General features: G+C 59.5%; 20 protein-coding genes, 1 tRNA gene, 2 rRNA genes and 1 pseudogene (1 of these 24 running past the window's edge). 9 read left to right on the top strand and 15 right to left on the bottom strand.

Annotation, left to right across the window (positions count from 1 at the left end):
• Positions 1 to 1553: ribosomal RNA gene (locus JN403_RS08330) — 23S ribosomal RNA — on the top strand; it begins 1338 nt to the left of the window's first position.
• A gap of 146 nt (positions 1554 to 1699) precedes the next feature.
• Positions 1700 to 1815: ribosomal RNA gene (gene rrf, locus JN403_RS08335) — 5S ribosomal RNA — on the top strand.
• A 178-nt stretch (positions 1816 to 1993) separates the two neighbouring features.
• On the opposite strand, the gene mksF is transcribed toward rrf, so the two are convergent.
• Genes mksF through mksB form a run of 3 tightly spaced genes read right to left on the bottom strand, consistent with a single transcriptional unit; the run spans position 1994 to position 6799 of the window.
• Positions 1994 to 4828: an Mks condensin complex protein MksF gene (gene mksF, locus JN403_RS08340; protein ID WP_205486708.1), complete on the bottom strand. Its 2835-nt coding sequence runs from the start codon at positions 4826 to 4828 to the stop codon at positions 1994 to 1996.
• Positions 4825 to 5532, bottom strand: a complete 708-nt coding sequence (gene mksE, locus JN403_RS08345; RefSeq protein ID WP_122536222.1) for an Mks condensin complex protein MksE — start codon at positions 5530 to 5532, stop codon at positions 4825 to 4827. Before mksE ends, mksF begins: the two co-directional genes overlap by 4 nt.
• The gene (gene mksB, locus JN403_RS08350; protein ID WP_205487272.1) at positions 5522 to 6799 is read right to left on the bottom strand and encodes an Mks condensin complex protein MksB; all 1278 of its coding nucleotides are present in this window, start codon (positions 6797 to 6799) and stop codon (positions 5522 to 5524) included. The genes mksE and mksB overlap by 11 nt, the downstream gene beginning before the upstream one ends.
• Before the next feature lie 144 nt (positions 6800 to 6943).
• On the opposite strand from mksB, the gene JN403_RS08355 reads away from it, so the two are divergent.
• Positions 6944 to 7750, top strand: coding sequence for an energy transducer TonB (locus JN403_RS08355; protein WP_205486709.1), 807 nt, complete (start codon positions 6944 to 6946; stop codon positions 7748 to 7750).
• Positions 7743 to 8195: a ribosomal protein S18-alanine N-acetyltransferase gene (gene rimI, locus JN403_RS08360; protein ID WP_122536220.1), complete on the top strand. Its 453-nt coding sequence runs from the start codon at positions 7743 to 7745 to the stop codon at positions 8193 to 8195. Before JN403_RS08355 ends, rimI begins: the two co-directional genes overlap by 8 nt.
• Before the next feature lie 55 nt (positions 8196 to 8250).
• Here rimI and JN403_RS08365 read toward each other — a convergent pair whose 3' ends face one another.
• Positions 8251 to 8664 (bottom strand): serine kinase/phosphatase, encoded by a 414-nt coding sequence (locus JN403_RS08365; protein ID WP_122536219.1) that lies wholly within the window; start codon positions 8662 to 8664, stop codon positions 8251 to 8253.
• Positions 8665 to 8825: 161 nt separating this feature from the next.
• Here JN403_RS08365 and can point away from each other — a divergent pair, with 161 nt between their 5' ends.
• On the top strand, positions 8826 to 9503 hold the full coding sequence (gene can, locus JN403_RS08370) for a carbonate dehydratase (protein WP_205486710.1): 678 nt from the start codon (positions 8826 to 8828) through the stop codon (positions 9501 to 9503).
• 83 nt (positions 9504 to 9586) lie between these two features.
• On the opposite strand, the gene JN403_RS08375 is transcribed toward can, so the two are convergent.
• Positions 9587 to 10735, bottom strand: coding sequence for a hypothetical protein (locus JN403_RS08375; RefSeq protein ID WP_205486711.1), 1149 nt, complete (start codon positions 10733 to 10735; stop codon positions 9587 to 9589).
• A 138-nt stretch (positions 10736 to 10873) separates the two neighbouring features.
• Complete coding sequence (locus JN403_RS08380; protein ID WP_240356866.1) at positions 10874 to 12547, bottom strand: methyl-accepting chemotaxis protein; 1674 nt, start codon at positions 12545 to 12547, stop codon at positions 10874 to 10876.
• A 231-nt stretch (positions 12548 to 12778) separates the two neighbouring features.
• On the opposite strand from JN403_RS08380, the gene JN403_RS08385 reads away from it, so the two are divergent.
• Together JN403_RS08385 and JN403_RS08390 are read left to right on the top strand one after the other, a co-directional pair.
• Positions 12779 to 13051, top strand: coding sequence for a BrnT family toxin (locus JN403_RS08385; RefSeq protein ID WP_205486713.1), 273 nt, complete (start codon positions 12779 to 12781; stop codon positions 13049 to 13051).
• Positions 13011 to 13292 carry a BrnA antitoxin family protein gene (locus tag JN403_RS08390; protein WP_122622602.1) on the top strand — a complete coding sequence of 94 codons (282 nt, stop codon included), beginning with the start codon at positions 13011 to 13013 and terminating at the stop codon, positions 13290 to 13292. The genes JN403_RS08385 and JN403_RS08390 overlap by 41 nt, the downstream gene beginning before the upstream one ends.
• Positions 13293 to 13305: 13 nt before the next feature.
• Here JN403_RS08390 and JN403_RS08395 read toward each other — a convergent pair whose 3' ends face one another.
• The 5 genes from JN403_RS08395 to JN403_RS08415 form a co-directional block, all read right to left on the bottom strand.
• Entirely contained in the window at positions 13306 to 13956 is a 651-nt protein-coding gene (locus JN403_RS08395) for an HD domain-containing protein (protein WP_205486714.1), read from the bottom strand.
• A 141-nt stretch (positions 13957 to 14097) separates the two neighbouring features.
• The gene (locus JN403_RS08400) at positions 14098 to 14985 is read right to left on the bottom strand and encodes a metal ABC transporter substrate-binding protein (RefSeq protein WP_205486715.1); all 888 of its coding nucleotides are present in this window, start codon (positions 14983 to 14985) and stop codon (positions 14098 to 14100) included.
• A gap of 27 nt (positions 14986 to 15012) precedes the next feature.
• A complete protein-coding gene (locus JN403_RS08405) occupies positions 15013 to 15882 on the bottom strand; it encodes a metal ABC transporter permease (RefSeq protein WP_205486716.1) in 870 nt (289 codons plus the stop codon).
• Positions 15879 to 16631 carry a zinc ABC transporter ATP-binding protein AztA gene (gene aztA, locus JN403_RS08410; RefSeq protein ID WP_205486717.1) on the bottom strand — a complete coding sequence of 251 codons (753 nt, stop codon included), beginning with the start codon at positions 16629 to 16631 and terminating at the stop codon, positions 15879 to 15881. Before aztA ends, JN403_RS08405 begins: the two co-directional genes overlap by 4 nt.
• Positions 16628 to 16765 (bottom strand): hypothetical protein, encoded by a 138-nt coding sequence (locus JN403_RS08415; protein WP_205486718.1) that lies wholly within the window; start codon positions 16763 to 16765, stop codon positions 16628 to 16630. Before JN403_RS08415 ends, aztA begins: the two co-directional genes overlap by 4 nt.
• Positions 16766 to 16947: 182 nt before the next feature.
• On the opposite strand from JN403_RS08415, the gene JN403_RS08420 reads away from it, so the two are divergent.
• Positions 16948 to 17556: a flavin reductase family protein gene (locus JN403_RS08420; protein WP_205486719.1), complete on the top strand. Its 609-nt coding sequence runs from the start codon at positions 16948 to 16950 to the stop codon at positions 17554 to 17556.
• An 81-nt stretch (positions 17557 to 17637) separates the two neighbouring features.
• Here the strand turns inward: JN403_RS08420 and JN403_RS08425 are convergent, their stop codons facing one another.
• From JN403_RS08425 to JN403_RS08440, 4 genes are all read right to left on the bottom strand, one after another.
• Positions 17638 to 19218, bottom strand: coding sequence for an aldehyde dehydrogenase (NADP(+)) (locus JN403_RS08425; protein WP_205486720.1), 1581 nt, complete (start codon positions 19216 to 19218; stop codon positions 17638 to 17640).
• A gap of 130 nt (positions 19219 to 19348) precedes the next feature.
• A complete protein-coding gene (locus JN403_RS08430; RefSeq protein WP_205486721.1) occupies positions 19349 to 20053 on the bottom strand; it encodes a hypothetical protein in 705 nt (234 codons plus the stop codon).
• Between the two features lie 400 nt (positions 20054 to 20453).
• Positions 20454 to 20897, bottom strand: a complete 444-nt coding sequence (locus JN403_RS08435; protein ID WP_205487273.1) for a transcriptional regulator — start codon at positions 20895 to 20897, stop codon at positions 20454 to 20456.
• 792 nt (positions 20898 to 21689) lie between these two features.
• A tRNA-Met gene (locus JN403_RS08440) sits at positions 21690 to 21766 on the bottom strand.
• A gap of 432 nt (positions 21767 to 22198) precedes the next feature.
• Here JN403_RS08440 and JN403_RS08445 point away from each other — a divergent pair.
• A pseudogene (locus JN403_RS08445) lies at positions 22199 to 24256 on the top strand (methyl-accepting chemotaxis protein).
• Positions 24257 to 24329 lie beyond the last annotated feature (73 nt).

Here is a 24329-nt window from a genome sequence, read left to right on the forward strand (position 1 = left end):
CTAAGGCGAGGCTGAAAAGCGTAGTCGATGGAAAACAGGTTAATATTCCTGTACTTCTGGTTATTGCGATGGAGGGACGGAGAAGGCTAGGCCAGCCTGGCGTTGGTTGTCCAGGTTTAAGGTGGTAGGCTGAAATCTTAGGTAAATCCGGGATTTCAAGGCCGAGAGCTGATGACGAGTGTTCTTTAGAACACGAAGTGGTTGATGCCATGCTTCCAAGAAAAGCTTCTAAGCTTCAGGTAACCAGGAACCGTACCCCAAACCGACACAGGTGGTTGGGTAGAGAATACCAAGGCGCTTGAGAGAACTCGGGTGAAGGAACTAGGCAAAATGGCACCGTAACTTCGGGAGAAGGTGCGCCGGTGAGGGTGAAGGACTTGCTCCGTAAGCTCATGCCGGTCGAAGATACCAGGCCGCTGCGACTGTTTATTAAAAACACAGCACTCTGCAAACACGAAAGTGGACGTATAGGGTGTGACGCCTGCCCGGTGCCGGAAGGTTAATTGATGGGGTTAGCTAACGCGAAGCTCTTGATCGAAGCCCCGGTAAACGGCGGCCGTAACTATAACGGTCCTAAGGTAGCGAAATTCCTTGTCGGGTAAGTTCCGACCTGCACGAATGGCGTAACGATGGCGGCGCTGTCTCCACCCGAGACTCAGTGAAATTGAAATCGCTGTGAAGATGCAGTGTATCCGCGGCTAGACGGAAAGACCCCGTGAACCTTTACTATAGCTTTGCACTGGACTTTGAATTTGCTTGTGTAGGATAGGTGGGAGGCTTTGAAGCGTGGACGCCAGTCTGCGTGGAGCCAACCTTGAAATACCACCCTGGCAACTTTGAGGTTCTAACTCAGGTCCGTTATCCGGATCGAGGACAGTGTATGGTGGGTAGTTTGACTGGGGCGGTCTCCTCCTAAAGAGTAACGGAGGAGTACGAAGGTGCGCTCAGACCGGTCGGAAATCGGTCGTAGAGTATAAAGGCAAAAGCGCGCTTGACTGCGAGACAGACACGTCGAGCAGGTACGAAAGTAGGTCTTAGTGATCCGGTGGTTCTGTATGGAAGGGCCATCGCTCAACGGATAAAAGGTACTCCGGGGATAACAGGCTGATACCGCCCAAGAGTTCATATCGACGGCGGTGTTTGGCACCTCGATGTCGGCTCATCACATCCTGGGGCTGAAGCCGGTCCCAAGGGTATGGCTGTTCGCCATTTAAAGTGGTACGCGAGCTGGGTTTAGAACGTCGTGAGACAGTTCGGTCCCTATCTGCCGTGGACGTTTGAGATTTGAGAGGGGCTGCTCCTAGTACGAGAGGACCGGAGTGGACGAACCTCTGGTGTTCCGGTTGTCACGCCAGTGGCATTGCCGGGTAGCTATGTTCGGAAAAGATAACCGCTGAAAGCATCTAAGCGGGAAACTTGCCTCAAGATGAGATCTCACTGGAACCTTGAGTTCCCTGAAGGGCCGTCGAAGACTACGACGTTGATAGGTTGGGTGTGTAAGCGCTGTGAGGCGTTGAGCTAACCAATACTAATTGCCCGTGAGGCTTGACCATATAACACCCAAGCAATCTGCAGAGAGACAGCAGGTTGCGGTGTGTGAAGACGCATGAAGACGAAAGTTTGCGAACACACAAGCTGCACCTTGATCACATACCCGATTTGCTGAAGCGTTCGAGAGAACGAATCAGTACCCGAATTTCTTGACGACCATAGAGCGTTGGAACCACCTGATCCCATCCCGAACTCAGCAGTGAAACGATGCATCGCCGATGGTAGTGTGGGGTTTCCCCATGTGAGAGTAGGTCATCGTCAAGATTAAATTCCGAAACCCCATTTGCGAAAGCAGATGGGGTTTTGTTTTTGCGCGCGAAAAAGTTTCTTTGCCCAGCCAACAGCCACAGCCACAGCCACAGCCACGGCCAATAGCCGCCCAATCCACGCCCATAAAAAAGCCCCGCATCACTGCGGGGCTTTCTGCTGCCAAGCGATATGCTTACTCGCTTAGCGTTTCAACTGCTGGGGTCGCGTCTACCGCAGTAACTACATCACGACGTTGAATGTACTTCCAGTCTGCTTCGTCGATGTAGATCCCGGCAGGCCCACTGCCGCCCTCCAGGTCAATCGCCACATGCGCCGACACTTGAGGCTTAACGCTCGCCAGGATCGGTACAAAGCCCAGCTGCAGGCTGGTTTCCAGCAGCGCCGCTTGGTTCCTTTCATCAATGTCAGCCGCCTCGTCGAGGTAGTAGGGCAGACGAATCCGACCGGCCTGCTCGCGGTCCATGAGGTGCAGCAAGAGGTACATGTTAGTCAGTGCCTTGATGGTCATGGTCGTGCCATTGGACGCCGCGCCATCGATGTCGGTGTGGATAACCGGCTGGCTGTTGACCTTGGTGATCTCGAACGCAAGTTCGAACAAGTCTTTCAGACCGAGCTGGTTGTGGTTAGCCGCAACCAGGCGTGCCAGATACTCCTTAGCCTCCTCGTTCTTGTTGTCCTGCTCGGCGCTCTGGCTCAGATCGAACACCGATAGGGTTTCGCCCTCTTCGTACTGACCGGCGCTGTGGATGATCTGGTCGATATGCTTGAGCGCTTCTTTGTTCGGCGCGAGCACAATGCGGAAGCTCTCAAGGTTGGAAACCTGCCGGCGGTTGATCTCCCGGTTAAACAGCGCCAGTTGGTGCTCGAGGCTGTCGTAGTCACTGCGGATGTTGCGCAGTGTGCGAGCGATGTCGGTCACAGCAGCACGGCGTGCCTTGCCCAGGGTAAGGGCTTCATCAGTGCGATGCGCATAGGCGTTGATCAGCAATTGCAGACGCCGCTCCATGTCGTCTTCGCTGTCGAACTTCGCGACGCCTTTTAACCGAACCTGCGCGTAGAGCGCCTCAATCTGACCATCGCAGCGCAAGAGGCCCTGCCAACTGTCCTGATAATCATTGAGCAGCGGCAGCAGGTTCTCCAGCGAATCATCGACCGGCTCCATGAACGGCGTGCCAAAGGGCAGGTCGGTCGGGAGCAACTGACGACGACGCAGCGCGTCATCCAGCGTGCGTTGCTTGGACTCGAGATCGCCGATCTGACGACCGACCAGTTGCAGCTTGGCCGACAGTTGCTGAACGCGCTCAGTGAAAGCATCACTGGCGCGCTTGAGTTCGTCTTGCGCCGCTTCCATCTGGGCCAACTGTTCAAGCTTTTCGCCTTCTTCGGCGCTCAAGGTTTGAGCGCGGCGGAAGTCTTCGAGCGCCTTCTGCGCATCCAGCACCTGCTGGTACAAAGCTTCAGTCTGGGTTTTGCTCGCCGCACGGTCCGCTGCTACGGCTTGTTGTGTCTTTAACTGCTTGAGCTCCTTCTCCAGGCGCTCCTTTTGATCCCGCAACGCGGCGCGATCGGCCAGCGCCTGCAGGGCAGGAGGCTCGATGTTCGACAGATTGACAGTCAGGCCGGGCACTTCGAAGCGCTCGCCTTTGAACCCATCGAGAATCGCTTCGAGGGACTTAACCCATGCATCGCCATCATCCAGCGCGATGCCTTGCTCGCCCAGTGGCAAGCTGAACAGCGCGCTATTGAACAGCCGCATCAGACGCTCGACATCAGGCTGCGAAAACTCTTCGCGCAGGCGGGCATAGCTATTGTTGTCCGCATGATCGAGCTGTTGCTTCACTGATTTCAGGCGTTTTTCCAGATCGCGCAGACGCTCATCCAGATCCTCGGCGCTAAATTGACGCGACTGCGCGAGCGCTCCGGCCAGTTCATCGTGAGCGTCTTTTGCAGCCAGTAATTGCTGTTCCAGAACTCTCACATCGTCGACCAGCGCAAAACGGTTCTTCAGGACTGCCAGTTCGCCTATCCAGCGCTGGATGTTGCTGATCTCGCGCTCCAGGCGCATCAGTTCTTGAGTGCCGCCACGCTGATCGTTCTGTAGCGAATCCTGTTCGTTGCGGTAGTGCTCGCTCTGAATGACCAGCTCTTCTTTGCGCGCATTGGAATAGTCCTGCCATGTGCCCAGCAACGAGTCGAGCAATGGCGACAGGCGATGCAGCTTGCCGCGGAGGATGTCGCGCTGTCTGACGCCGTTGGCCAAGGCTTCGACCAGCGGGCCGGCGAGCACCAGTGCGTTGTAGTCCTGCTCCATGCGTCGTACGTCGCGGAACGCTTCTTCGCACGCCGCTATGTAATCGACGCTGCCGGAGCGCAGGCTGTGCTCAAACGCGTCGAGAAACAGCTGCTTCAATTTGGCAGCGGTGATCTCGCGCATGTGCAGCAGGTTGATGAACAGCGCGCGGAAGGTCTTCAGGCTTTGCTCGCTGGTCGAACGCAGGGGAATCAACGTCAGGTCCAGCGGGATCGATGTGTGGCCACCGACCAGGAGACGACGCAGTTCATCGGGCTTGAGTTCGTAGGCTTTCAGTCCCTGGCTCTCTAGATTGGCAAACAGCTCCTTCTGGCGCAGGCAGGTATCGTCTTTCTGGTAGTGAGCCAGATCCAGTTTGCCGGCATAGGCGAAGAACTGATGACCGAATCCGCCTCCCGGACCACGACCCACCACGCCGATGACATGGGGGCCGTGAGGCAGGGAGACTTCGACGAGGATGTAGCTGGTGTCGGACGCGAAATAGAAGCGTCGCGATTGATCCAGGCTGTATTTGCCAAAGCTCATGTCCGACATGCGCGCCAGAATCGGGAACTGCAGAGCGTTGATCGACGCACTCTTGCCCAGGTTGTTTGCGCCGTAGACCGAGAGTGGATGCTCCAGTGGAAACAGCCCGAGGCTGTAACCAGCGGTGTTCAGCAGCGCAAAGCGGCGTATGCCGTAGCGTTCCTGGCTCATGCGTCATGCTCCTGTTCTTCAGCGATCGCCCGGGCTAGCGCTTGCTCTTCGGTTTCCGCAGATTCATCGAATTCGGTGAGGTCCAGCGGGTCGTCGGTTTCCAGCAATCGCTCATCGCTGTCTTCGTCGATCAACACCGGGGCCGGCAACGGCAGAGCGCTGTGAAGGCTGGCCGCCAGATCTCGGTCTTGCTGCACGGACAGGCAGACGTCGAGGAAGCGATGCATCGGCGGCAGGAAGCGATAGATGCCGACTTCTTCTGCGGCGAATCCCAGCTGGGTCATGCGGCGCATGATTTTTTCTTCCAGCTCTTCCTGGGTCTGGACTTCAGCTTGCAGGAACAGATCGCGGTACTTTTCCAGTAGCGAGGGCAGTTCATCGCGGCCCAGGCTGCCGCCATCAAGCACGGCGACCGGGTCGCGGCCCTGGTCCGCCAAATGCTCGACGAGGATGAATGTGAACAGGGCCAGACGTTGCGCCGTCTTGTTGACCTGCGCGGCCGCCAGATCAGGCACGAAGTAGTAGAAGCCACGGGTGTCGCAGACCAGTTCGAAGCCCAGGGCCTTGAACAGGCCGCGGTACTGGTCCTGGAGATTTGACAGCTGCGCGTACAGTTCGGGGTCGCGACGGCTGACGTGATAACCCTTGAACAGCTCGCGGAAGATTGGCGCCAGTTGGGTCATTTCGGATAGATCAAGATGCATGGGCGGTGCCCTCGGAATTCTCTGGGGTGGCGTCTTTGCTCGAGAGCAGGGCGAAGGAGCGCAGGCTGACGCGGTGCTCCCGGGTCAGGTATTCGCCGCGCTCAAGGCGTTCACGCTTGAAGCGTTTGTCCCGTGACAGGCGCGAAAACCAGTACAGCAATTCGTCAGTTGCGCCGGTGGGCTCCTGCTCCAGCAGCCAGACCATCAGATCCGGCATTGGCAGGGCGTCTTCGCAGCGCTCGATCATCTCTTTGACCGTGCGCGGCGCGCGAGGCGGCTCGCCATTTCGTGTGATATTGGCCTTAGGGAACCGCGCGGGCTTGGGTTCGAATCGCGCCAGCGCATACACGTACGCCTCAACCTGATTGGCACTACCGAGGAAGGTGCTTTGCGGGCGGGTGAACATTGGCATCGCTGCCTGCGGCACGGCGTCGAGACCTCGTCGACGAATCGCTGACAGCGCGAGTGCCGCACCACGAGTCACGGCATTATGGCGACGCGCCTCTTCACGCAGCGGGAGCAACAGCTCACGGGCATGACGCAAGGTCAGTTGCGCGCTGGTCTGCATTTCGAGGATGCGCGCGTGGGTGCGCAGGAGCATGTCGTCGTCGACCAGATGGCCGAGACGTTGCTGGTCCGTGAGCATGCGCAGCAGCACGTTCTCGACCTTGCGCACGCCCTGTTCGAAGGCGCCATCGGCGTTCACCAACTGGATCATCGGCTCGACGTATTCATCCCAGGTTGCCAGCACTTCCGCGTAACGCTGACGCAGTGGAATCTGGCGGTCACTGGTCTTGGCGCGTTCGGCCACGGACACAAGGGCCTGTTCGTCATTGGCGAGCTTCTTCAGGACATCGCGCACGCGCATGTCGAGCAGGCGCAGTTGCCGCGCCAGGTCATTGGCGTCGCGGGCATCGAAGGCTTCCTGTATATAGCCGGCCAGCCGTTCAAGGTGGCGAAGGTACGCTTCGATTTCCAGGCAAAGGCCCAGCCGATGCTCGCGCCGCAGGTACGAGAGGAAATCGTGGATCTGCGCGTTCAGCTCGAAACGGTTCGGGCTCTTAGCCACCGGGACCAGAATGTCGAGCCGAATCCAGACATCCAGCAGAGTGGTGATGTCCTGGGGCGTACTCTCCAGTTGCTGGGCCGCCAGCTGCAAGCGCAGTTCGCTCAGGCTCAGAGTGCCCTGGTCGAAGTGCTCGCAGAGTGGCTCGAGAAGCGCCCAGTGTTCGGCAAGGGCGCGCAGGACGCGCTTAGGTTCGATCATCGGATGGTCGCTGACTGGCAAATAAAAGCGGCGATTGTACTGCATCGCCGGGCTCGTTTTTCACCCTCAGTCGATCAACAGCGGCGGGAAGCGGTGAAGGCCTGTAGAATCTCCCGCCTGACTTTATCCACAGGTAGCTGACCTTTGCTCAATGAGCCTCGTCGTCGCGCTTATCTGACCGCCATGCAGGTGGTCAGCTGGCTGCCGCGCACCGAATTGCCTTTCGCCGCGCCGTCGCGTCCCGAACTGCTTGCGCCCGTGCCGCAGCTTGAGGAAGCGCCTGCGCCGGTTATTCAGGCGGATACGCCTCGCGCACCGGATGGCGATTCGCCCTCCGTCGTGCCGACACCCGTTGCGCGTACCGTAGAGCGGCCAAAGATCGAAATCCCTCGCCCCTCCAGCGCGCCAAAGCCGAAGCCAGTGCAGGAAGAAGAGGTGGCACCGGCTGTGGTGAAAGCGCCGGTTGTGCCGCCGCCGCGTTTTGCCCTGCAACTCCTGCGCGCCGGAAGTTGCCTGCTGCTGGTCGAGTTGGTGACTGGTGAGCCATTTCAGAGCCGCGACCCTTCCTATCTGTTGCTCAAGGACATGCTCCGCGCCGCCGGCCTGCCGGACAGCCCGCAGATCATCGGCGAGCCTGTGCGCTGGCCGCTCCTTGTGCGTGGGCAGATGGACCAGGGACCGGAAGCGGCGCGTGATTTCGTCCAGGGTTTTCTGTACGCCCGCGTCGAAGAACAGCCCTGCACCTGCCTGTGGCTGATCGGGCTTCCGGCGTTGCGTTTTGCGGCTGAAACCGACGCCGAATCCTACAATCTTGAACTTCAGGTCGACGGCCTGGGGTTAGCCTGGGCGCTGCCGGGTCTGGAGCTGTTGATGGACGAGCCGCAGCGCAAGGCCGACGTATGGCGCTCCATGCGTCAATTGATGGGCCGTTGGAAGACCGTAGATGAATGACGCAGTAACGTTTCGCCGCATGACCGAAGCCGACCTGGACGCTGTCCTGAAAATCGAATACGCCGCCTTCAGCCATCCCTGGACGCGGGGCATTTACATGGATGCGCTGAAATCATACGAGGTCTGGCTGATGTTCGAAGGCAGTCAGCAAGTGGGGCACGGGGTGATCAATGTGATCATTGATGAAGCGCACTTGCTCAACATCACCGTCAAGCCGGAAAGTCAGGGCCGTGGCCTGGGTTTGGTGCTGCTGGAACAGCTGATGAAGCGCGCCTACGAAATGAATGGCCGGGAGTGTTTTCTCGAATTGCGCGACAGCAACCGGTCGGCTTATCGCTTGTACGAGCGCTACGGATTCAACGAAATAGGCAGGCGTCGGGACTACTACCCGGCAGTGGGCGGGCGTGAAGATGCAATTGTCATGGCGTGCACGCTGTTTGAATAATCCCGGGCCATAGTGGGGCGAACCAGGTTCGCTCCCACAAAGCGCCAGCCGCCGATCAGACGCCAGGCTTGCCATCCAGCGGATCAAGAATGGCCATTTCTTCTTCGTCCAAGCCATCCCCGCCGCCAATGTCATCTTCATCGACAATGCTCAGGTCCAGATCAGCCGGGCCGTCTTCACCGGCTTCACGAGGCGAACGCGCTCCGTCTTCCCGGATCAACGTTTCAGGACTCATGTCATCGTCGGTCGGGTTGTGATCTTCGGTGGAAGCACCGGTCAGCCCGGCTTCACGTACGCGTTCATCAGGGATCAACGTGTCGAGCTCATCTTCAGGGATGACGTCACCAATGCGCCCGCTGGGCTCATTGTTGTCGTTGAAGTTGAGCTCTTCCATCGATCCCATGCGGTCTTCGTTGTCATCGATGGGCTCGGGTTGAGTGGCATCGAATGGACGGCGTGAATCGTTCATGGCAAATCCTCAATAATGTCGGGCCTAATGGGTGGACCGGACGCCATGGCGGAAATTCCATCCGCTTCCTGATCGGTCGTTGCTGATCGGGCGATCTTCCTGCGTGACCCGAAGCGCCGAGCCCCAGTCATAGCTGAGCATCATTTCCGAGGCATCAACGCATGAACGAACTACAAGACTTGATCGACAACAACGAACGTTGGGCTGCCGCCATCAAGGAAGAAGACCCCGAGTTCTTTGCCAAGCTGGCGCGCCAGCAGACGCCGGAATTCCTTTGGATCGGTTGTTCGGACGCCCGTGTCCCCGCCAATGAAATCGTCGGCATGTTGCCGGGTGATCTGTTCGTGCACCGCAACGTGGCCAACGTTGTGCTGCACACCGACCTCAATTGCCTGTCGGTGATTCAGTACGCCGTCGACGTGCTCAAGGTCAAACACATCCTCGTCACCGGTCACTACGGTTGCGGCGGCGTGCGCGCTTCGATGCAGGATCGCCAGTTCGGCTTGATCGACGGCTGGCTGCGTACCATTCGCGATCTGTACTACGAAAATCGTGAGCTGCTGGCTAAGCTGCCGACTGAGGAAGAACAGGTCGACCGGCTCTGCGAGCTGAACGTGATTCAGCAGGTCGCCAACGTCGGCCATACCAGCATTGTGCAGAACGCTTGGCACCGCGGGCAGAAGTTGTCGGTCCACGGCTGCATCTACGGCATCAAGGACGGGCGCTGGAAGAGTCTGAACGCGACCATCAGCGGGCCGGAGCAATTGCCGCCGCAGTATCGGTTGCGTCCGCAAGGGAGTGATCGGGTAGGGCAAGCGTCCATCCAATGGCAGGAGTGAGCTTGCTCGCGATAGCGTTAGTCAGGCTCACCTATGTGAGTTGAAGACAACGCGAGCAAGCTCACTCCTACAGGATCGGGGTGTTAGAGCTGAGCTTTGTTCATTTCCGGCAGCGGCTTCTGCAGCTGCTTGATCTGCCGCGACACCTCGCCCGTGCGGCATTTCGTTGCGGCCTGATCCGGCGTCAACTTGCGCACCGTGGCGAAGAACAACTTGCAGGTCTCAACCTTGTTGGTCACCTGCCAGTTCGTGGCGCACTGGCTCAACAGCGCCGCCGGGTCAGTTGTCGGTTTCTGGCCCATGCCGGCCTGCCAGCACGCCGCGCTCAGGTCCTGGCCCATGACCTTCAAACCCGCTTCATCCGCCTTGGCTTCGTCCCCGCCGTAGTTGCTCTTGTCCGCCGCATTCCAGATATAGCTTGGGTGGTTCGAACCCAGCACCGCGACGCTTTGCCCGCTAGCCGGGCTGATGCTTGCCAGGCCCAACACCGGGACCGTGACGTTGTACTGCTGCTTGAGCCAGGCACGTACCGGCGCACCGAACGCGACCATCGGCAGCGATGTGCCCGCCGTGCTTTGGGTGAGCTGCTTCACCATGCTCGTTTGGTAATCGGTGAAATAGCCGTAGACGTTTTCCAGGTCCTTGCCGGCGTTGGACGGCGCAGCAATGGGCGCGATATCGATGATGGTCTGATAGGCAGGCGTCTGCTCCTTGGGGATGCCGTTATCCGTGAGCAGCTCGGACCAGCGATCGGTAGTGGCCGAGAACAGATAGTCCTGAGCCTGAGTCAGCGAATAGTCCGGCGGAAAATGCAGCAGCTCGACGCTCTTGCGGTTTTCCAGCGCCATTCCCAGCGGCAAAAACAGATACCAGTTGTAGGCGAATTTGTTATCGGCGTTGAGTTTGCTCGCGCCGGCGTAGGCCAGGTCGCCTGCGTCGAGCAGCGCTGAAAGTGGTTTGTCGTAGCCGTCCGGCACGCCGGTGATGTTGGCGTAGATCAGGTCGTTGTCGTTGTGCACCGCCACTTTGGCCGAGGCGTAGCCGTCACGCCGCACGCTTTGCGTGAGGTAGTGCTCGACAGTCTGTTCCAGCGTCCAGTTTCGGAAGCAGATTACGTTGCAGTTGTTCGGGTAGGCAAACAGGTGTGTGACGCGTTCCTTGCTCCCCAGTTTGACGTTGACGTCGGCCTGAGCGGCAAGGCTCAGCGTCAATGCGGAGAGCGCGATGCTCATTACGGCGTTTTTTTCATGCTCATGTCCTTGTTGGCGTAGACACCCCTCTGCGTGGGTGGTGTTTCGATGATGAAACACCTGGGCATGACTGGGAATGGGCAACGCTGGCTTCGGGCCATTTTTTTACTGGGGCGCGCGTCAAAGCACGAACCGCTGAACCATCGTGTTCAGGTCAGTTGCCAGCATCGACAGCGCATTGCTCGCCACCGTGGTTTGCTGAGCGCCCGACGCCGACTGCGTCGACAGGTCACGAATGCTGCTCAGGTTGCGATCGACTTCGTTAGCCACTTGCGCCTGTTGTTCGGCGGCGCTGGCGATCAGCGTGTTCCGGTCGCTTATGGTCGAGGTTGCGCTGATGATGACCGTCAGCGCGTGACCGGTTGCAGCGGCCTGCTCCAGGGTGAGATTGGCCTGAGCCGCAGTGACGCGTAAGGTTTGCGCGGTCTCCTGAGTGCTTTTCTGCACATCGTTGATCAGCGTCTCGATCTCGGTGGTCGACGCGCTGGTCCGTTGGGCAAGAGAGCGCACTTCATCGGCGACCACGGCGAAACCGCGGCCTGCTTCGCCCGCCCGTGCGGCCTCGATGGCGGCATTCAGTGCAAGCAGGTTGGTCTGGTTGGCAATCGCGCGGATGACTTCGAGAATCTTGCTGATGCTCAGCGTGCGCTCGGCAAGACCGTCGGCCTGGTGGGAAGAATCCAGAACGTTGTCGGTCAGCTCCTTGATCGAATCAATGGTGCCGGTCAGGCGCAGACGCCCTTCGGCGGCCGCTTCGTTGGACGCCTTCGATTCGCTCGACGTGCTGCTGGCATTGTCGGCGACTTCCCCGGCCGCCTGACTCATCTGGTTCACGGCAACGGCCGCCTGCTCGATCTCATCGTTTTGCAGTTGCAGATTCTTGGCGCTGGCTTCAGCAATCGTGCCCATTTCGTGGACCGACTGACTCAACTGGCCGGCTGCGGCGTAAATCTGATCGATCGTGCCATGCAGATTCGCGCGCATCAGACCGAGGGTTTTCAGCAGTTGAGCCGTTTCGTCCTTGCCTTCCGGAATCGGCTGCGGGCTCAGATCGCCTTGAGCAATGGTGCTGGCGATATGCAGCGACTGCCGCAAGGGGCGAATGATGCTCAGGCTGAGTCGCCACGCCAGCAACAATGTCAGCACCAATGCCATCACGATGGCGCTGACGGCAATGATTCGGGCCTGCTGGAACCGCGCGCCGGCCGCGTCGACGGTGCCCGCCGCACTTTGCTTGTTCAGCTCGCGCAGCAACTGCACCTGCATGTCCATCAGGTCACCCTGCAGGCTCAGCGTGGTGTTGAGCAGCATGCGCGCGTCGTCGAGTTTGCGTTGTTCGATCAGCGCGATTTCGTCGTGCAGCCCTGGCATGAAAGCGCCATAAGCCTCTTGCAGGGCTTTGATGGAATCCCGCTCGGTGCTGTCGGTGGCGTGGGCGAGATAATCGACGAAGCCTTTTTCGACCTCATTCTTCAGCTGCTCGACATTGATCTTGCTGGTCACCACTGCGCCGGGATCGTCGGCATTGGCAATCAGCCTGGCACTCTCGCCGCGCAACTTGATCAGGTCGATGGCGATTGCGTCTGCCATGGCAATGCTGGGCAGCGACCCACTCTCAACCGCTTCGCCCTGATCGCGGATGCTCTGCATCTGCAGCAGGCAGAACACACCGAGCGCCACCAGCAGCAACGCGGTCACGCCGAAACACAGCACCAACCGCTGAGTAATTCTGAAGCGACGCAGGAAAGTGGGCCTGGAAGACGGACGGACTACACGACGCAATAACCTTTTCACTGCCACCCATCCCATCGACGAAAACACCGGAGTGATGGTTATAGAGGTGTTCCGTGATGTCTTTATGACATTGCTGGGAATGTTTCGGAATTGTTGCGGTACGGTCAGATGATGCGATTGAAAATGATGTCAGCGGGTAGTTGGGTGGGCAATGTCAACGCTGTTTGTGGGACAGGTCTCTGCGAGTCTCGGCGGCCTTGTTGAGTTATTTTCTGTACATACAATAATTCAATGCAGATAATCTTCGACGTCGCGAAACGCGACATCACCCTTCTAAAGCGTGGCCTCGACTTTGGGGATGCCGGCTTGGTATTCGCTGGCAGACATTTGACCAGCGAAGATTGCCGGCAGGATTACGGGGAGACCCGCTACATCACGGTTGGTATGTTGTCAGAACGTATGGTGGTCCTGGTCTGGACACCGCGCGGCGCGGATCGCCGTATCATTTCCATGAGAAAAGCCAATGAGCGCGAACAAAACCTCTACCGGCATCGACTGGGTTGATCCAGACGATGCACCCGAATTGTCCGATGCATACTTCGATCAGGCTGATGAATACGTGGGTGATCAGTTGGTCAAGCGTGGCCGTCCACGTGCTGTGGTTGTGCGAGAGCGGATTACCATTCGCTTGGAGCATGATGTGGTGGAGCAATTCCGGGCGTCAGGACCGGGCTGGCAGACGCGAATGAATGCCGCGCTGGTAGACTGGCTAAAAACCCATGAGCCGTCCGAAATAGCGCTATGACCTTCCAGGCCCCCTAAGCACCAATCTCCTCCATAAACTCCCGCAAAAACCGCTCGGCCCGTGCATGCCTGACCTGCGCCATGTGGCGCCCCGTGGCCGTTTGAAATCCCTGCGCCAAGGTGAATATCTTGGTGGTGAAGTGATCGACGGCGAAGCGTTTGTCGTCCAGGTCTCGTTGTTGCGCCTGCGGGTCGGCCGGGTCGTAGAGGTGGCTGCCCATGCGCCCGGACACGTAGAACAGCCGCGCCACACCGACCATGCCGAGTGCGTCGAGACGGTCGGCGTCCTGCAGGATCTTTGCTTCCAGCGAGGTGGGCGTGATGTCGGCCGAGTAGCTGTGGGACTCGATGGCGTGGGCGACGGCCTGGGTGCGCTCTTCGTCCCAGCCCATCTCTGCGAGCAATTCCGTCGCTTTTGCGGCGGCCAGACGCGAGGCGCTTGAGCGAAAGGGCGAGTTCTTCTCCACCGAAACGCAGTCGTGGAGCAGTGTGGCCGCAAGCAAGACCTGATGATCGCCGCCTTCTTTATCGCGAATGGCGCAGACGTTGCTCCAGACCCGGTGCAGGTGGGAAACGTCGTGGGAGCCGTCGAGCCGCTCCGCCACGGTGTGGGGAATCAGCAGGTCGGCGAGGGACTGAAAAGGCGCGAAGGAGAGGGCGGTCATGGATCATCCTGTCGATGTCGGCGAACGGAGCGCCAGCATACCGATTGACCCACTTCCGCGCTGCCGGTTCGCTCAGGCGGTTCGCGGATCTCTGCCACGCACGTTGCGCGGCAGAGATCAGTGAGCCGTCGCGACGCTACATCACTGGCCCTTCATTGCCGCCGTCAGCTTGTCCACGTTATAGCGAAACATCGCCACGTAGGTCGCCGCCGGGCCGTCGGCCGGTGACAGCGATTCCACATACAGCTCGCCGCCCGGGTGCGCGCCGCTGGCTTTGGCGATCTGCTGCACCAGCCGCGGGTCGCCAGAGTTTTCGAAGAAGTAGGCGCTGACGTGCTCCTGCTTGATCTGATTGATCAGCTTGCCGACGTCAGCCGCCGATGCTTCGGTTTCAGTGGAAAAACGCAGTGGCGAGAGAAAGGTCACGCCATAGGCATCGCCGAAATAGCCGAAGGCGTCGTGGGACGTCAGCACCTTGCGTTGTGCGACCGGTATGGCGCTGATCTGCGCGCGGGCGTAGGTGTCCATGTCCTGCAGTTGGGCAATGTATTTCTCACCGTTGGCTTGGTAATCGGCAGCATTTTCAGGGTCAGCTTTCTGCAGGGCCTTGATGACGTTTCTGGCATAAACGACGCCGTTTACCGCGCTGTTCCAGGCATGGGGGTCGGTAATCTTTTTGCCGTCTTCTTCCATGCTGCGGGTCATGATGCCGTCAGACAGCACAATCGGCTGGCCCTTGTAGCCTGAAGCGGTGATCAGCCGATCCAGCCAGCCCTCCAGATGCAAGCCGCTGACGAACACCACGTCGGCTTTCTTCAGCGCCTGGGCGTCGTTGGGGGTGGGCTCGTAGACGTGAGGATCGCCATTGGGCCCGATCAGCGAGGTCACGTGCACGTGATCGCCACCGACGTTGTGCACCATGTCGGCGATGACGGTGAATGATGCGACGGTCTCCAGGGTTTTTGCCTGGGCGAAGTTGGCCAGGCCCGACAACGCCAGCGCGGCGGTCAGAAGCGTGAAACGTTTCATGGTGGTTTCCTTGCGGTAAGAGGACGATCAGCCGGACAGATGAACCCTCGGGAACAGCCGGCGTAGAAAGCCGCTGCGTCCAAAGAACAGTGAGAACCCGTAAAAGGCGCTGGCGGTGAGCACGATGGCCGGGCCCGAAGCGACGCTGGCATGGTAGGAGACGATGAGGCCGATGAAGCCCGAAAGCGTGGCCACCGCGGTTGATATCACGATCATGCCGGTCAGCGAGCGCGCCCAGAATCGCGCGACCGTGGCGGGCAGCATCATCATGCCGACGGCCATCAGCGTCCCCAGCGCCTGAAACCCCGCCACCAGATTGAGCACCACCAGCAGCAGAAACAGCACGTGATACAGCGACCCGCGACCACCCACCGCGCGCAGGAAACCCGGATCGAAGCATTCGAGGATCAATGGGCGATAGATCAGCGCGAGTAGAAGCACGGTGAATGAAGCGATGCCGCCGACCATGAAAATCGCCTGATCGTCGATGGCCAGAATGGTACCGAACAGCACGTGAAGCAGGTCCACGTTCGAGCCATGCAGAGAGACGATCAACACGCCGGCAGCAAGGGACGTCAGGTAAAAACTGGCGAAGCTGGCGTCCTCACGCAGTGTTGTGTAACGGCTCACCAACCCCGACAGCAACGCCACGGCCAAGCCTGCGATCAGGCCGCCAAAACCCATCGCTGGCAGTGACAACCCGGCAAACAGGAAACCCACAGCAGCCCCCGGCAGCACCGCGTGGCTCATGGCGTCGCCCACCAGACTCATGCGCCGCAGCATCAGCAGCACGCCGACCGGGCCGGAGCCGATGCCCAGCGCCAGGCACGCCACCAAAGCACGGCGCATGAAACCGAAATCGACGAAGGGCTGGACCAACAGGCTATAGAGCGTCACAGCGTTCGCTCCGCATCGGCGTCGCACGGTTGTGCGTCAGGGTTCCAGTGCTCGGCCATGTTCTTGGCGCGGCGCAGGTTGTCGTCGTTGAGGGTGTCGGCGGTGTCGCCCCAGGCAATGATTTCCCGGGCCAGCAACAGTGTGCTCGGAAAATGTTGGCGCACTTGCTCGATGTCATGCAGCACCGCGATAACAGTTCGGCCCTGGCCGTGCCACGTGCTGATTAACTGCAACAAGTCCCGCGTGGTCCGTGCATCGATGGCCGTGAACGGCTCGTCGAGCAAAATCACCGAGGCGTCCTGCAATAACAGCCGGGCGAACAGCACGCGCTGAAACTGACCCGACGACAGCGAGCTGATGCTGCGTTGCTCGAACCCCGCCAAACCCACGGCACCCAGCGCCTCCTGGGCCTGTTGAGCGTGTTTTCGTGTGGCGCCCCGGAACGCGCCGATGCTGCGCCAGGCGCCCATCATTACGGTGTCGGCGACGCTGAGCGGAAAGGTGCGGTCGATTTCGGCGGCCTGGGGCAGGTAACCGATGTGCCGCGTTGCCAACTGATTCCGCTCGACGCGCCCGACGGCGGGTTTGAGCGTGCCGGCGATGGCTTTGATCAGCGTGGATTTGCCGGCGCCGTTGGGACCGACGATTGCCGTGAGGCTGCCTGCCGCGAATCGACCGTTAGCGTGATGCACTGCGGGACGGCGCTCATAGGTCAGTGTCAGATCATGGAGGTCGATGGCGGCACTCATGGAATTGCCACCGCCCAGGCAACGCCCATCCACAGCAGGACCAGCACGGCGAGGGAAATCAACACGCGTTTGCCAGCCGATTGAGCCAGTGCGGACGTTGCCAGGGAGGAGGAAAGCCGGGAATCGCGTTTCACAGAAAGGACTGCCTGAAATACTTTGTTATAGTATTACATCACCTTTGGGTTGATCTGCAAAGCGCAATTTGGGCGAAGTTCAGGCAGGCGACAGTTTCCATCACGCTGCGGAGGGTGGCGTTTCCCCGGCGCGATAAACCCTGTAGTTTTCGATCACTTTTCTCTTTGTCAGGATGATCCCCATGAGCGCTTCCCACCGGCGTCCGGTACCCCTCGCCAAATGCTATCGCCTGCTTAACCACGGCCCGACTGTACTGATCAGCGCCGCTCACGAGGGTCAGCGCAACATCATGGCGGCAGCGTGGGCGATGCCGCTGGACTTCCAGCCGCCGAAAGTCACGGTCGTGCTGGATAAGTCGGTGTGGACGCGGCAGTTGCTCGAACGCTCGGGCACGTTCGTGATCAACGTGCCGACCCTCAGCCAGATCGATATCGTCGAAACGGTCGGCTCGACCTCAGGGCTGGAGATCTCCCAGGAGCAGGGCCTGGATAAATTCAAGGCGTATGGTCTGGAGACCTTCGCAGGCTCCCACGTTGAAGCGCCGTTGCTGGAAGGCTGCGCGGGCTGGCTGGAGTGCCGATTGATTCCCGAGCTGCACAATCAGAGCGCACACGATCTGTTCATCGGCGAAGTGGTCGCAGCGTGGGCGGATGAACGCGTGTTCTCCGAAGGGCACTGGCATTTCGAGGGGCATGATGCGCTGCGCACCCTTCACCATGTGGCAGGCGGGCATTTTCTGGTGATCGGCGATGGCGTGGATGGCAAGGTGCTGGAGCGGTCCGCTGACTGACCCACGTCCGGCTTGGAAGGCGCGCCCCTTGGTGGAAGGGGCGCGGTGAAGCAGCTTTAAGTGGCCGGACGTGGATGCACCTCAGTCCTTCGAAAGTTCGCCGTTCACAAGACGCCAGGTCTTCAATGGATTGCTGGCTTTCAACGCAGTTGGCAGCAGCGAGTCCGGCACGTTCTGGTAACAAACAGGACGCAGGAAGCGATCAATAGCGGTCGCGCCCACCGAGGTGCTGCGGCTGTCGGAAGTGGCCGGGAACGGTCCGCCATGGACCATCGAATAACTCACTTCGACACCGGTCGGGAAGTCGTTGAACAGAATCCGTCCCGCCTTGCGCTCCAGGATCGGCATCAGCGACTGGGCGGTTGCCTCGTCGCCATCGTCAAACTGCAGCGTCACGGTCAGTTGCCCATCGAAGCTGGCAGCGACCTTCTGCAGATCGGCGACGTCGGAGCAGACGATCAGCAGCGCGCTTGGGCCGAAGTTTTCATCTTCCAGCGCGGGGTTTGCGAGGAAGGTGGCCGAGTCGGTCCGGAAGAAGGCCGCGCGGGCCTGGAATGAACCTTCGGCCTCCTGACCCTCTGCTACCAGCGTCACGCCTGATGCGCTGTGCAGGTTATTCAGACCGTTGCAGTAAGCGCCGTGGATGTTCGGCGTCAGCATGGTGGTCGGTAGCTTCTCGGACAGTGCCTTGGCCGATGCCGACACGAACGTCTCCAGCGCGTCGCTTTCCAGCGCCAGCAGAATGCCGGGGTTGGTGCAGAACTGCCCCGCACCCATGACCAGCGATTCAACAAAACCCTTGGCGATGGTTTCGGCGCGTGCCAGCAAAGCAGCGGGAAGCAGGAACACCGGGTTAATGCTGCTCATCTCGGCATACACGGGAATCGGGACCGGACGCGCTTGCGCCGCCGCCACCAGCGCCAGACCGCCACGGCGAGAGCCAGTGAAGCCCACGGCTTGAATCAGGGGGTGACTGACCAGCGCCTGGCCGACGGAAACGTCCTTGTCGATCAGTAGCGAGAACACGCCTTCAGGCATGCCAGTGTCGCGCGCTGCTTTTTGGATCACACGGCCCACCAGTTCGCTGGTGCCCAGGTGAGCCGGGTGCGCCTTTACGATAACCGGGCAACCGGCCGCCAGCGCGGAAGCGGTATCGCCGCCGGCCACGGAGAAGGCGAGGGGGAAGTTGCTCGCACCGAACACCGCCACCGGGCCGAGGCCAATGCGCCGCAGACGCAGGTCGGCACGCGGAAGTGGCTGGCGCTCCGGCATTGCAGTATCGACCACGGCGCCGTGCCAGCGCCCATCCCGCAGCAGGCTGGCAAATAGTTTCAGCTGATTGACCGTGCGCATCCGCTCGCCTTCAAGGCGGGGCTTGGGCAGGCCGCTTTCGATGTGAACGCGTTCGGTGAGCACATCGCCCAGGTCCAGAAGGCCTTGGGCGATGGCTTCGAGGAAGCTGGCGCGTTGGTCGTCACTCAGTTGCCGGTAGCTGTCGAATGACGCTTCGGCCAGTTCGCACGCAGCGTTGACATCATCCAGCGTGCTGGCGCCAAACGACGGTGTCAGGGGTTCACCCGTGGCGGCGGCGAGGGCGAACACCTCTCCGGCCTGACCCCGCACAGCGCGTTGTCCGATGATCGTTTCACCAAGAATCTGCATTGCTCAACACCTCTCGAGGGGCGGCGACCGTCAGTTGGCACCGCTGTGGCCAGCCCTTGAGGTTACATCATGGCGCTACGATCGCCACCCATCCGGGTGTTGAGCTTACGGCCAAGCTTATTGCTGCCGCTTATTGCTGAGCGGCGCTGAACCCTTCGAACGCTGCCTGCTGTTGGATCGCGCTGACAATGTTCTTGCGCGTGGCTGGCTGCTGATTGCCGTCCTTGTCCACGAACACTTCGCTCTGCAGCTCGGCTTCATCGCCTTCACCGATGAACGAGAAACCGAGGAACTCAAAGGCTTCGCGGTCAGCGTTGGCTTTCGAGCGCGGCGTGCGCAGAGGCAGGGTGACGCTGGCGCCATCCTTGCTAATCACGAACACCTCGGCTTCCTTCTTCGGTCGTGCCGCTTTGCTCTTGCCGCCGCTCGGGTTGCTGACCGCTTGATGCGTCTGGTTGAGCACCTTCAACGCCAGGCTATAGACGAGTTCCTGGAAACTCGGGTCGTCCTTGTAGCTGGAGAGAATCCGGCTGATCGGAAATTTCGCGCTCAGGTCTTCGAGGGCGGCCATGTCGGCGGCTTCGGCGTCCTTGAGCTGTTTAAGCTGACCCATCAGTTCGTAGGCCTGGTCATCATCGAATCGGTCATGGGCGGCGCGTATGGCCAGGCGCAGATCGCGAATCTGGTCGCTTTCCTTGGCGCTCTGGAAGGCGTCGAGCACCATCTCGCTGATGCTTTTGGCCTGTGGCACATGTTGTGAAAGGTTGATGGCTTCTTCGTAGGCTTGCTTCGACGACACGGCGTTTGCCACCGGATCGGTATGGGAATCAGACATTGAACATCCACTGCTTCGTTAACTGAGGTTGAGGCGCGAAAAGCTCGGGGCGTTTCGAGGGGCGTAATCTATTGGACGAGGGCGCTGTTGTCACGGATTGCTGCTCGCGCCCGGACCGCAGGATTGGACGAGCTTAGACCGCGGCATCAAAAAGCGCGGCGATTGCCGGGCTGGTCTCATACGCAGGTGCCATCTTTATGGTGCGAGCCCGTGCCGCCTGTCGGGTGCGTGCCTTTCGGACACGCCGACGCGGAGAGAGAAACGATTGAAAGCAGAGCGACCAGTCCAGCGATAGCTATCTTTTTCATATTGCCTCCGTGTACTGCGAGATGCAGTACAGGGGTATCGGCATTTTGGGATCCCACTTTAGACGCGCACATGCAGCTGGGCTAGTGGTTGCTTAGGCGGCGACAGGCTCGGACTCAACCCAATTTGAGTCTTCGATTTCGAAGGAAGAGCTTTCATTGGCCTTCGCGTTGGGTTCAAATTTTATCGGGCCAAAATTCGCATGGATGTACGCTGAGTAGAAAGCCCGCATGCCGATATCTGGCGGTCCAGGTATTTCTTGGGGTCCGCGCTTTTCCCAGTTCGCAATCGTCTGAACATCCACGCGGAAAATCGCTGCAGCTTCCTCCTGAATGAGGTCCTGTTCCTTTCGAAGGAATCGAAACTGATGACCTGTCATAGGCGTTTTCTGACGCAAAATTTCTGCCGCTATAGCGCGATGCAAGCCGTCTACGTTCTCGATTTTTACACCCTGGCCATACGAGGTCTCGACGATCGTATATCCGTTTTTCAGGAAGATGCCATCCAGGCCGCTGCCCGTGTATTTGTACATCTCTATACCTCCCATACCGTAATGGCGAAAAGCTCGCCAGGCTCGGGGTTCGGGTTTACAGCCACAACCATGCAGACGATGTCTCGCGGTGGCGGCTCACTCATCCGAAACTCAAAATTCTGGTGTTTGGTGCTGTAGGTAGGCCCTCGAACGATTGACCCCCGGCGCAGGCATCTCAGCGCTTCTGTGAGAGTCACGCCTCGCTCGTAAAGTCGTTCCATGCAATGCTCGCGGAACACCACCTTGTTGGAATCTCGCGCTAGCACGTGCACAAGATCTTCCAGTTGCTGCCTCGTCCATAGCGGCTCTTTGCTCTTCATGATTACCTATAATTGTTATAGGTGACACCATGGTAGGGTGTCAGCTCAAAATCGTAAATAACGAATATTTTCGCCCAGGCACTAAGCACCCTTTCAACAGCGTACGAAGCTTTGTTGCGACCGGCGGCAGCCTCCTGCAGAGTCGGCTCTTAGCTTACCCCCCATGATCTCCCCGTACCTTAGCGGATAATTTTCATATGAAACTTTGGGGGCCTGCATTTGCTTGGGCTGCTGGTCCTACCGCGCTTTTATCTCCATGGCTGGGCTGCCGACGAAACAAATGGTGGTGATACCTTGCTAGCCGGAGACCCTCTACCGCGCAGTGCGCTCGAGATTGCCGGGATCAAAGGTTTGAAAAGTTGAGACGCTTGTAGCCCCACGGACCAATCAATTGGAAGGAGCACAACGGGAGAGGGGATACAAAAGGAGAACGCCAGAAACAACAAAGCCCGCACAAGGCGGGCTTTGTTGAGGTACTTGGTGGCTACACAGGGACTTGAACCCCGGACCCCAGCATTATGAATGCTATGCTCTAACCAACTGAGCTATGTAGCCAAGTGGCGCGCATTATTCGCTCAGATCGGATATGTGTCAAGCGTCTCTTCGAAAAAATTTATCCACGTGATCAATCGGTTAGCCTCCCGGCCCTTCAACCTTTCTTCATCCCTGCACGTCGGTGACAGTTTTACTCCCCACGCTGAGTGCTTTTGCCCCACTTTCGCGCATGCACCCTGCACTGTCCTCGATCAGGTGCCCGGTTTGATGGCTTCGTGCTATCGGTCCGGTTCTTGCTTATGCCTGCCTCATCGCTGCCGCTATAGGTGAAAGCGGCGGCAGATCTCGATAAGCCCAAACCCGTTCTTTGCATCGAGGATGGGCGTTTATCGTTTTCTAAACATAGACATGGCATTTTGCCGGTAAGAATGTAAGGCAGCGCTGTGATCATCATGGATCAAGCAGCGGTCTGTCGGTGAGGAGTAGTCGGCTATGCAGAGTCTTTTGTCGCCAGGCATCCGCCTGCTCGGACGTCTCGGGTTCGCGCGCAAGTTTCAGGTGCTCTTCTTTCTGTTCATCTTGCCGCTCGCGGGCAGCCTGTGGATGATCGGCCAGGATTACCGCAGCAAGCTTACGGTGATTTCCCAGGAACAAGCTGGCGTGCGCCAACTGATGGCGCTCGATGCGTTGGATGTGCAGCTCACGGCCCAGCGCAACCGCGCCGCGCGCTGGAAGGCCGTCGACATTCTTCGGGATCCGACACCGGCCGCGAAGGCCGCCATGAACGCACTGGATGCTGCCAACCCTGAGTTGACCCGAACCCTGGCGTCCCTTGGCGATGAACTCAAGGCGCAGAACGCCAGCGCAGAGATCATGACGCGCTATCAAGCGCTGCAAGCCTCAGTCAAAGGAATGGATTCAGATTCCCTGCGTACAGTCGGCTGGTGGCCGGATGGCTATGATCGCTTCACGTCCGCGCTCACGGCGCTGCAGAGTCTGCGTGAACAGATCGCCATGGACAGCGGCTTGATCCTCGATCCCTGGCTTGAAACCTACCTGCTGATGCAAATCGCCACGCAGCAGGCGCCGGACCTTGTCGAGCGGGTAGGGCGCATGGCAAGTATCGGCCAGTCGTCGATCGCGTCCGGTCAGTTCTCGTTACAGAGCCGTCTTCAGATGCGCGACCTGCGCAGTCGCATCGGCGACGCCCGCGATCAGTTGGTCAAAGCAGTAGGCTCGCTTAAAGCCAGGGCTTACCCGGGCATGGAGGTCTAGACGCGTCAGTATGAAGACAGTCTTCAGCGCCTTGATAACGAGCTGAAAGTGCTCGACGACGGTGTGTTCGGCGGCAGCATCAAGCTCGACCCGGCCGCTTTCGAACGCAGCGTCGATAACGTCAGCGACGGACTGGCGGCCCTGCGCAAGCAGTCACTGTCGTCACTCACCAGCCGGCTCGATTATTACCATGAGCAGGCCACTCAGCAGTTTGTGCCAGTGGCCGCGATTTTCAGCATTCTCGCGCTCGCGGCGCTGTATCTCTTCATGTGCCTCCAGGCGTCGATTCAGCGCAGCGCCAAGGGCATTACGACCTTGGCCGAGTCCCTGCGCGACGGCAATTTGTGCGTTGAGGTCGCCGTTGAAGGGCGTGACGAATTGGCAGCCATCAGCACCGCACTCAACGTTGCGGTAGTGCAACTGCGGACCAGTCTGTTGGGCGTCAATCACGAAACCCAGCAGCTGGGCTCTGCGGTGCTGACCCTCAACGCGCAATCCGGCAGCACGCTCAACGAAGTCGAAGATCAACAGCAGCAGATCAGCCAGATTGCGGCGGCGGCCACCGAGCTGGCCGCGACGTCCATGGGCGTCGCCCGCAGCTGTGAAGCAGCGTCCGGCAGCGCTCAGGCCACCCGACGCATCGCCGAGGACAGCAGTCGCGACAGCCAACGCACCACGGCGAGCATTCAGCAGCTGAACCAGAAGCTGACCGACACCGCCAACGCGCTGGGCAAGGTCAGTGAGCAGGGGCAACAGATCCAGTCCGTTGTGGACACCATTCGCGGCATCGCCGAACAGACCAATCTGCTGGCGCTCAATGCCGCCATCGAGGCGGCGCGTGCGGGCGAGCAGGGCCGTGGCTTCGCCGTGGTCGCTGACGAAGTACGCAGTTTGTCCCAGCGGACCCAGGCCTCAACTGCACAAATTGCCGGGACCGTGGACAGTTTGCGCTCGACCGTCAGCCAGGCCGTCAGCCTGATGGAAGCGGCGTGTGGTCAGGCGGTGAGTGACGCGCAGTCAGTGACCGGGCTGGGCGAGCGGCTGGAAGAAATTGCCAGCGCGGTGCAGATCGTCACTGACACGCTGGCGCAGATCGCCACGGCGGTTGAAGAGCAGGCCGCGACGGCGGATGAGGTGAGCGGCAACATCCAGCAGGTCGATCAGGCTGCAGGCCGTTTGCTGGAAGGGGCGCGTGCGGTCAATCAGGCTGCAGACACCCTGACCAAAGGCAGCCGGGCCTTGAGCGACAACACCGCGAGATTCCAGCTGGGGTAAGCCGCGCATACAAGGCATGGGTGCGAATGACGTTCACGTCCTCATACGCACGCGTGCGGCGTGGGTTGAAAGA

Origin of the sequence: Pseudomonas sp. 15A4 (genome assembly GCF_016925575.1) — a bacterium.
Lineage (GTDB): Bacteria > Pseudomonadota > Gammaproteobacteria > Pseudomonadales > Pseudomonadaceae > Aquipseudomonas.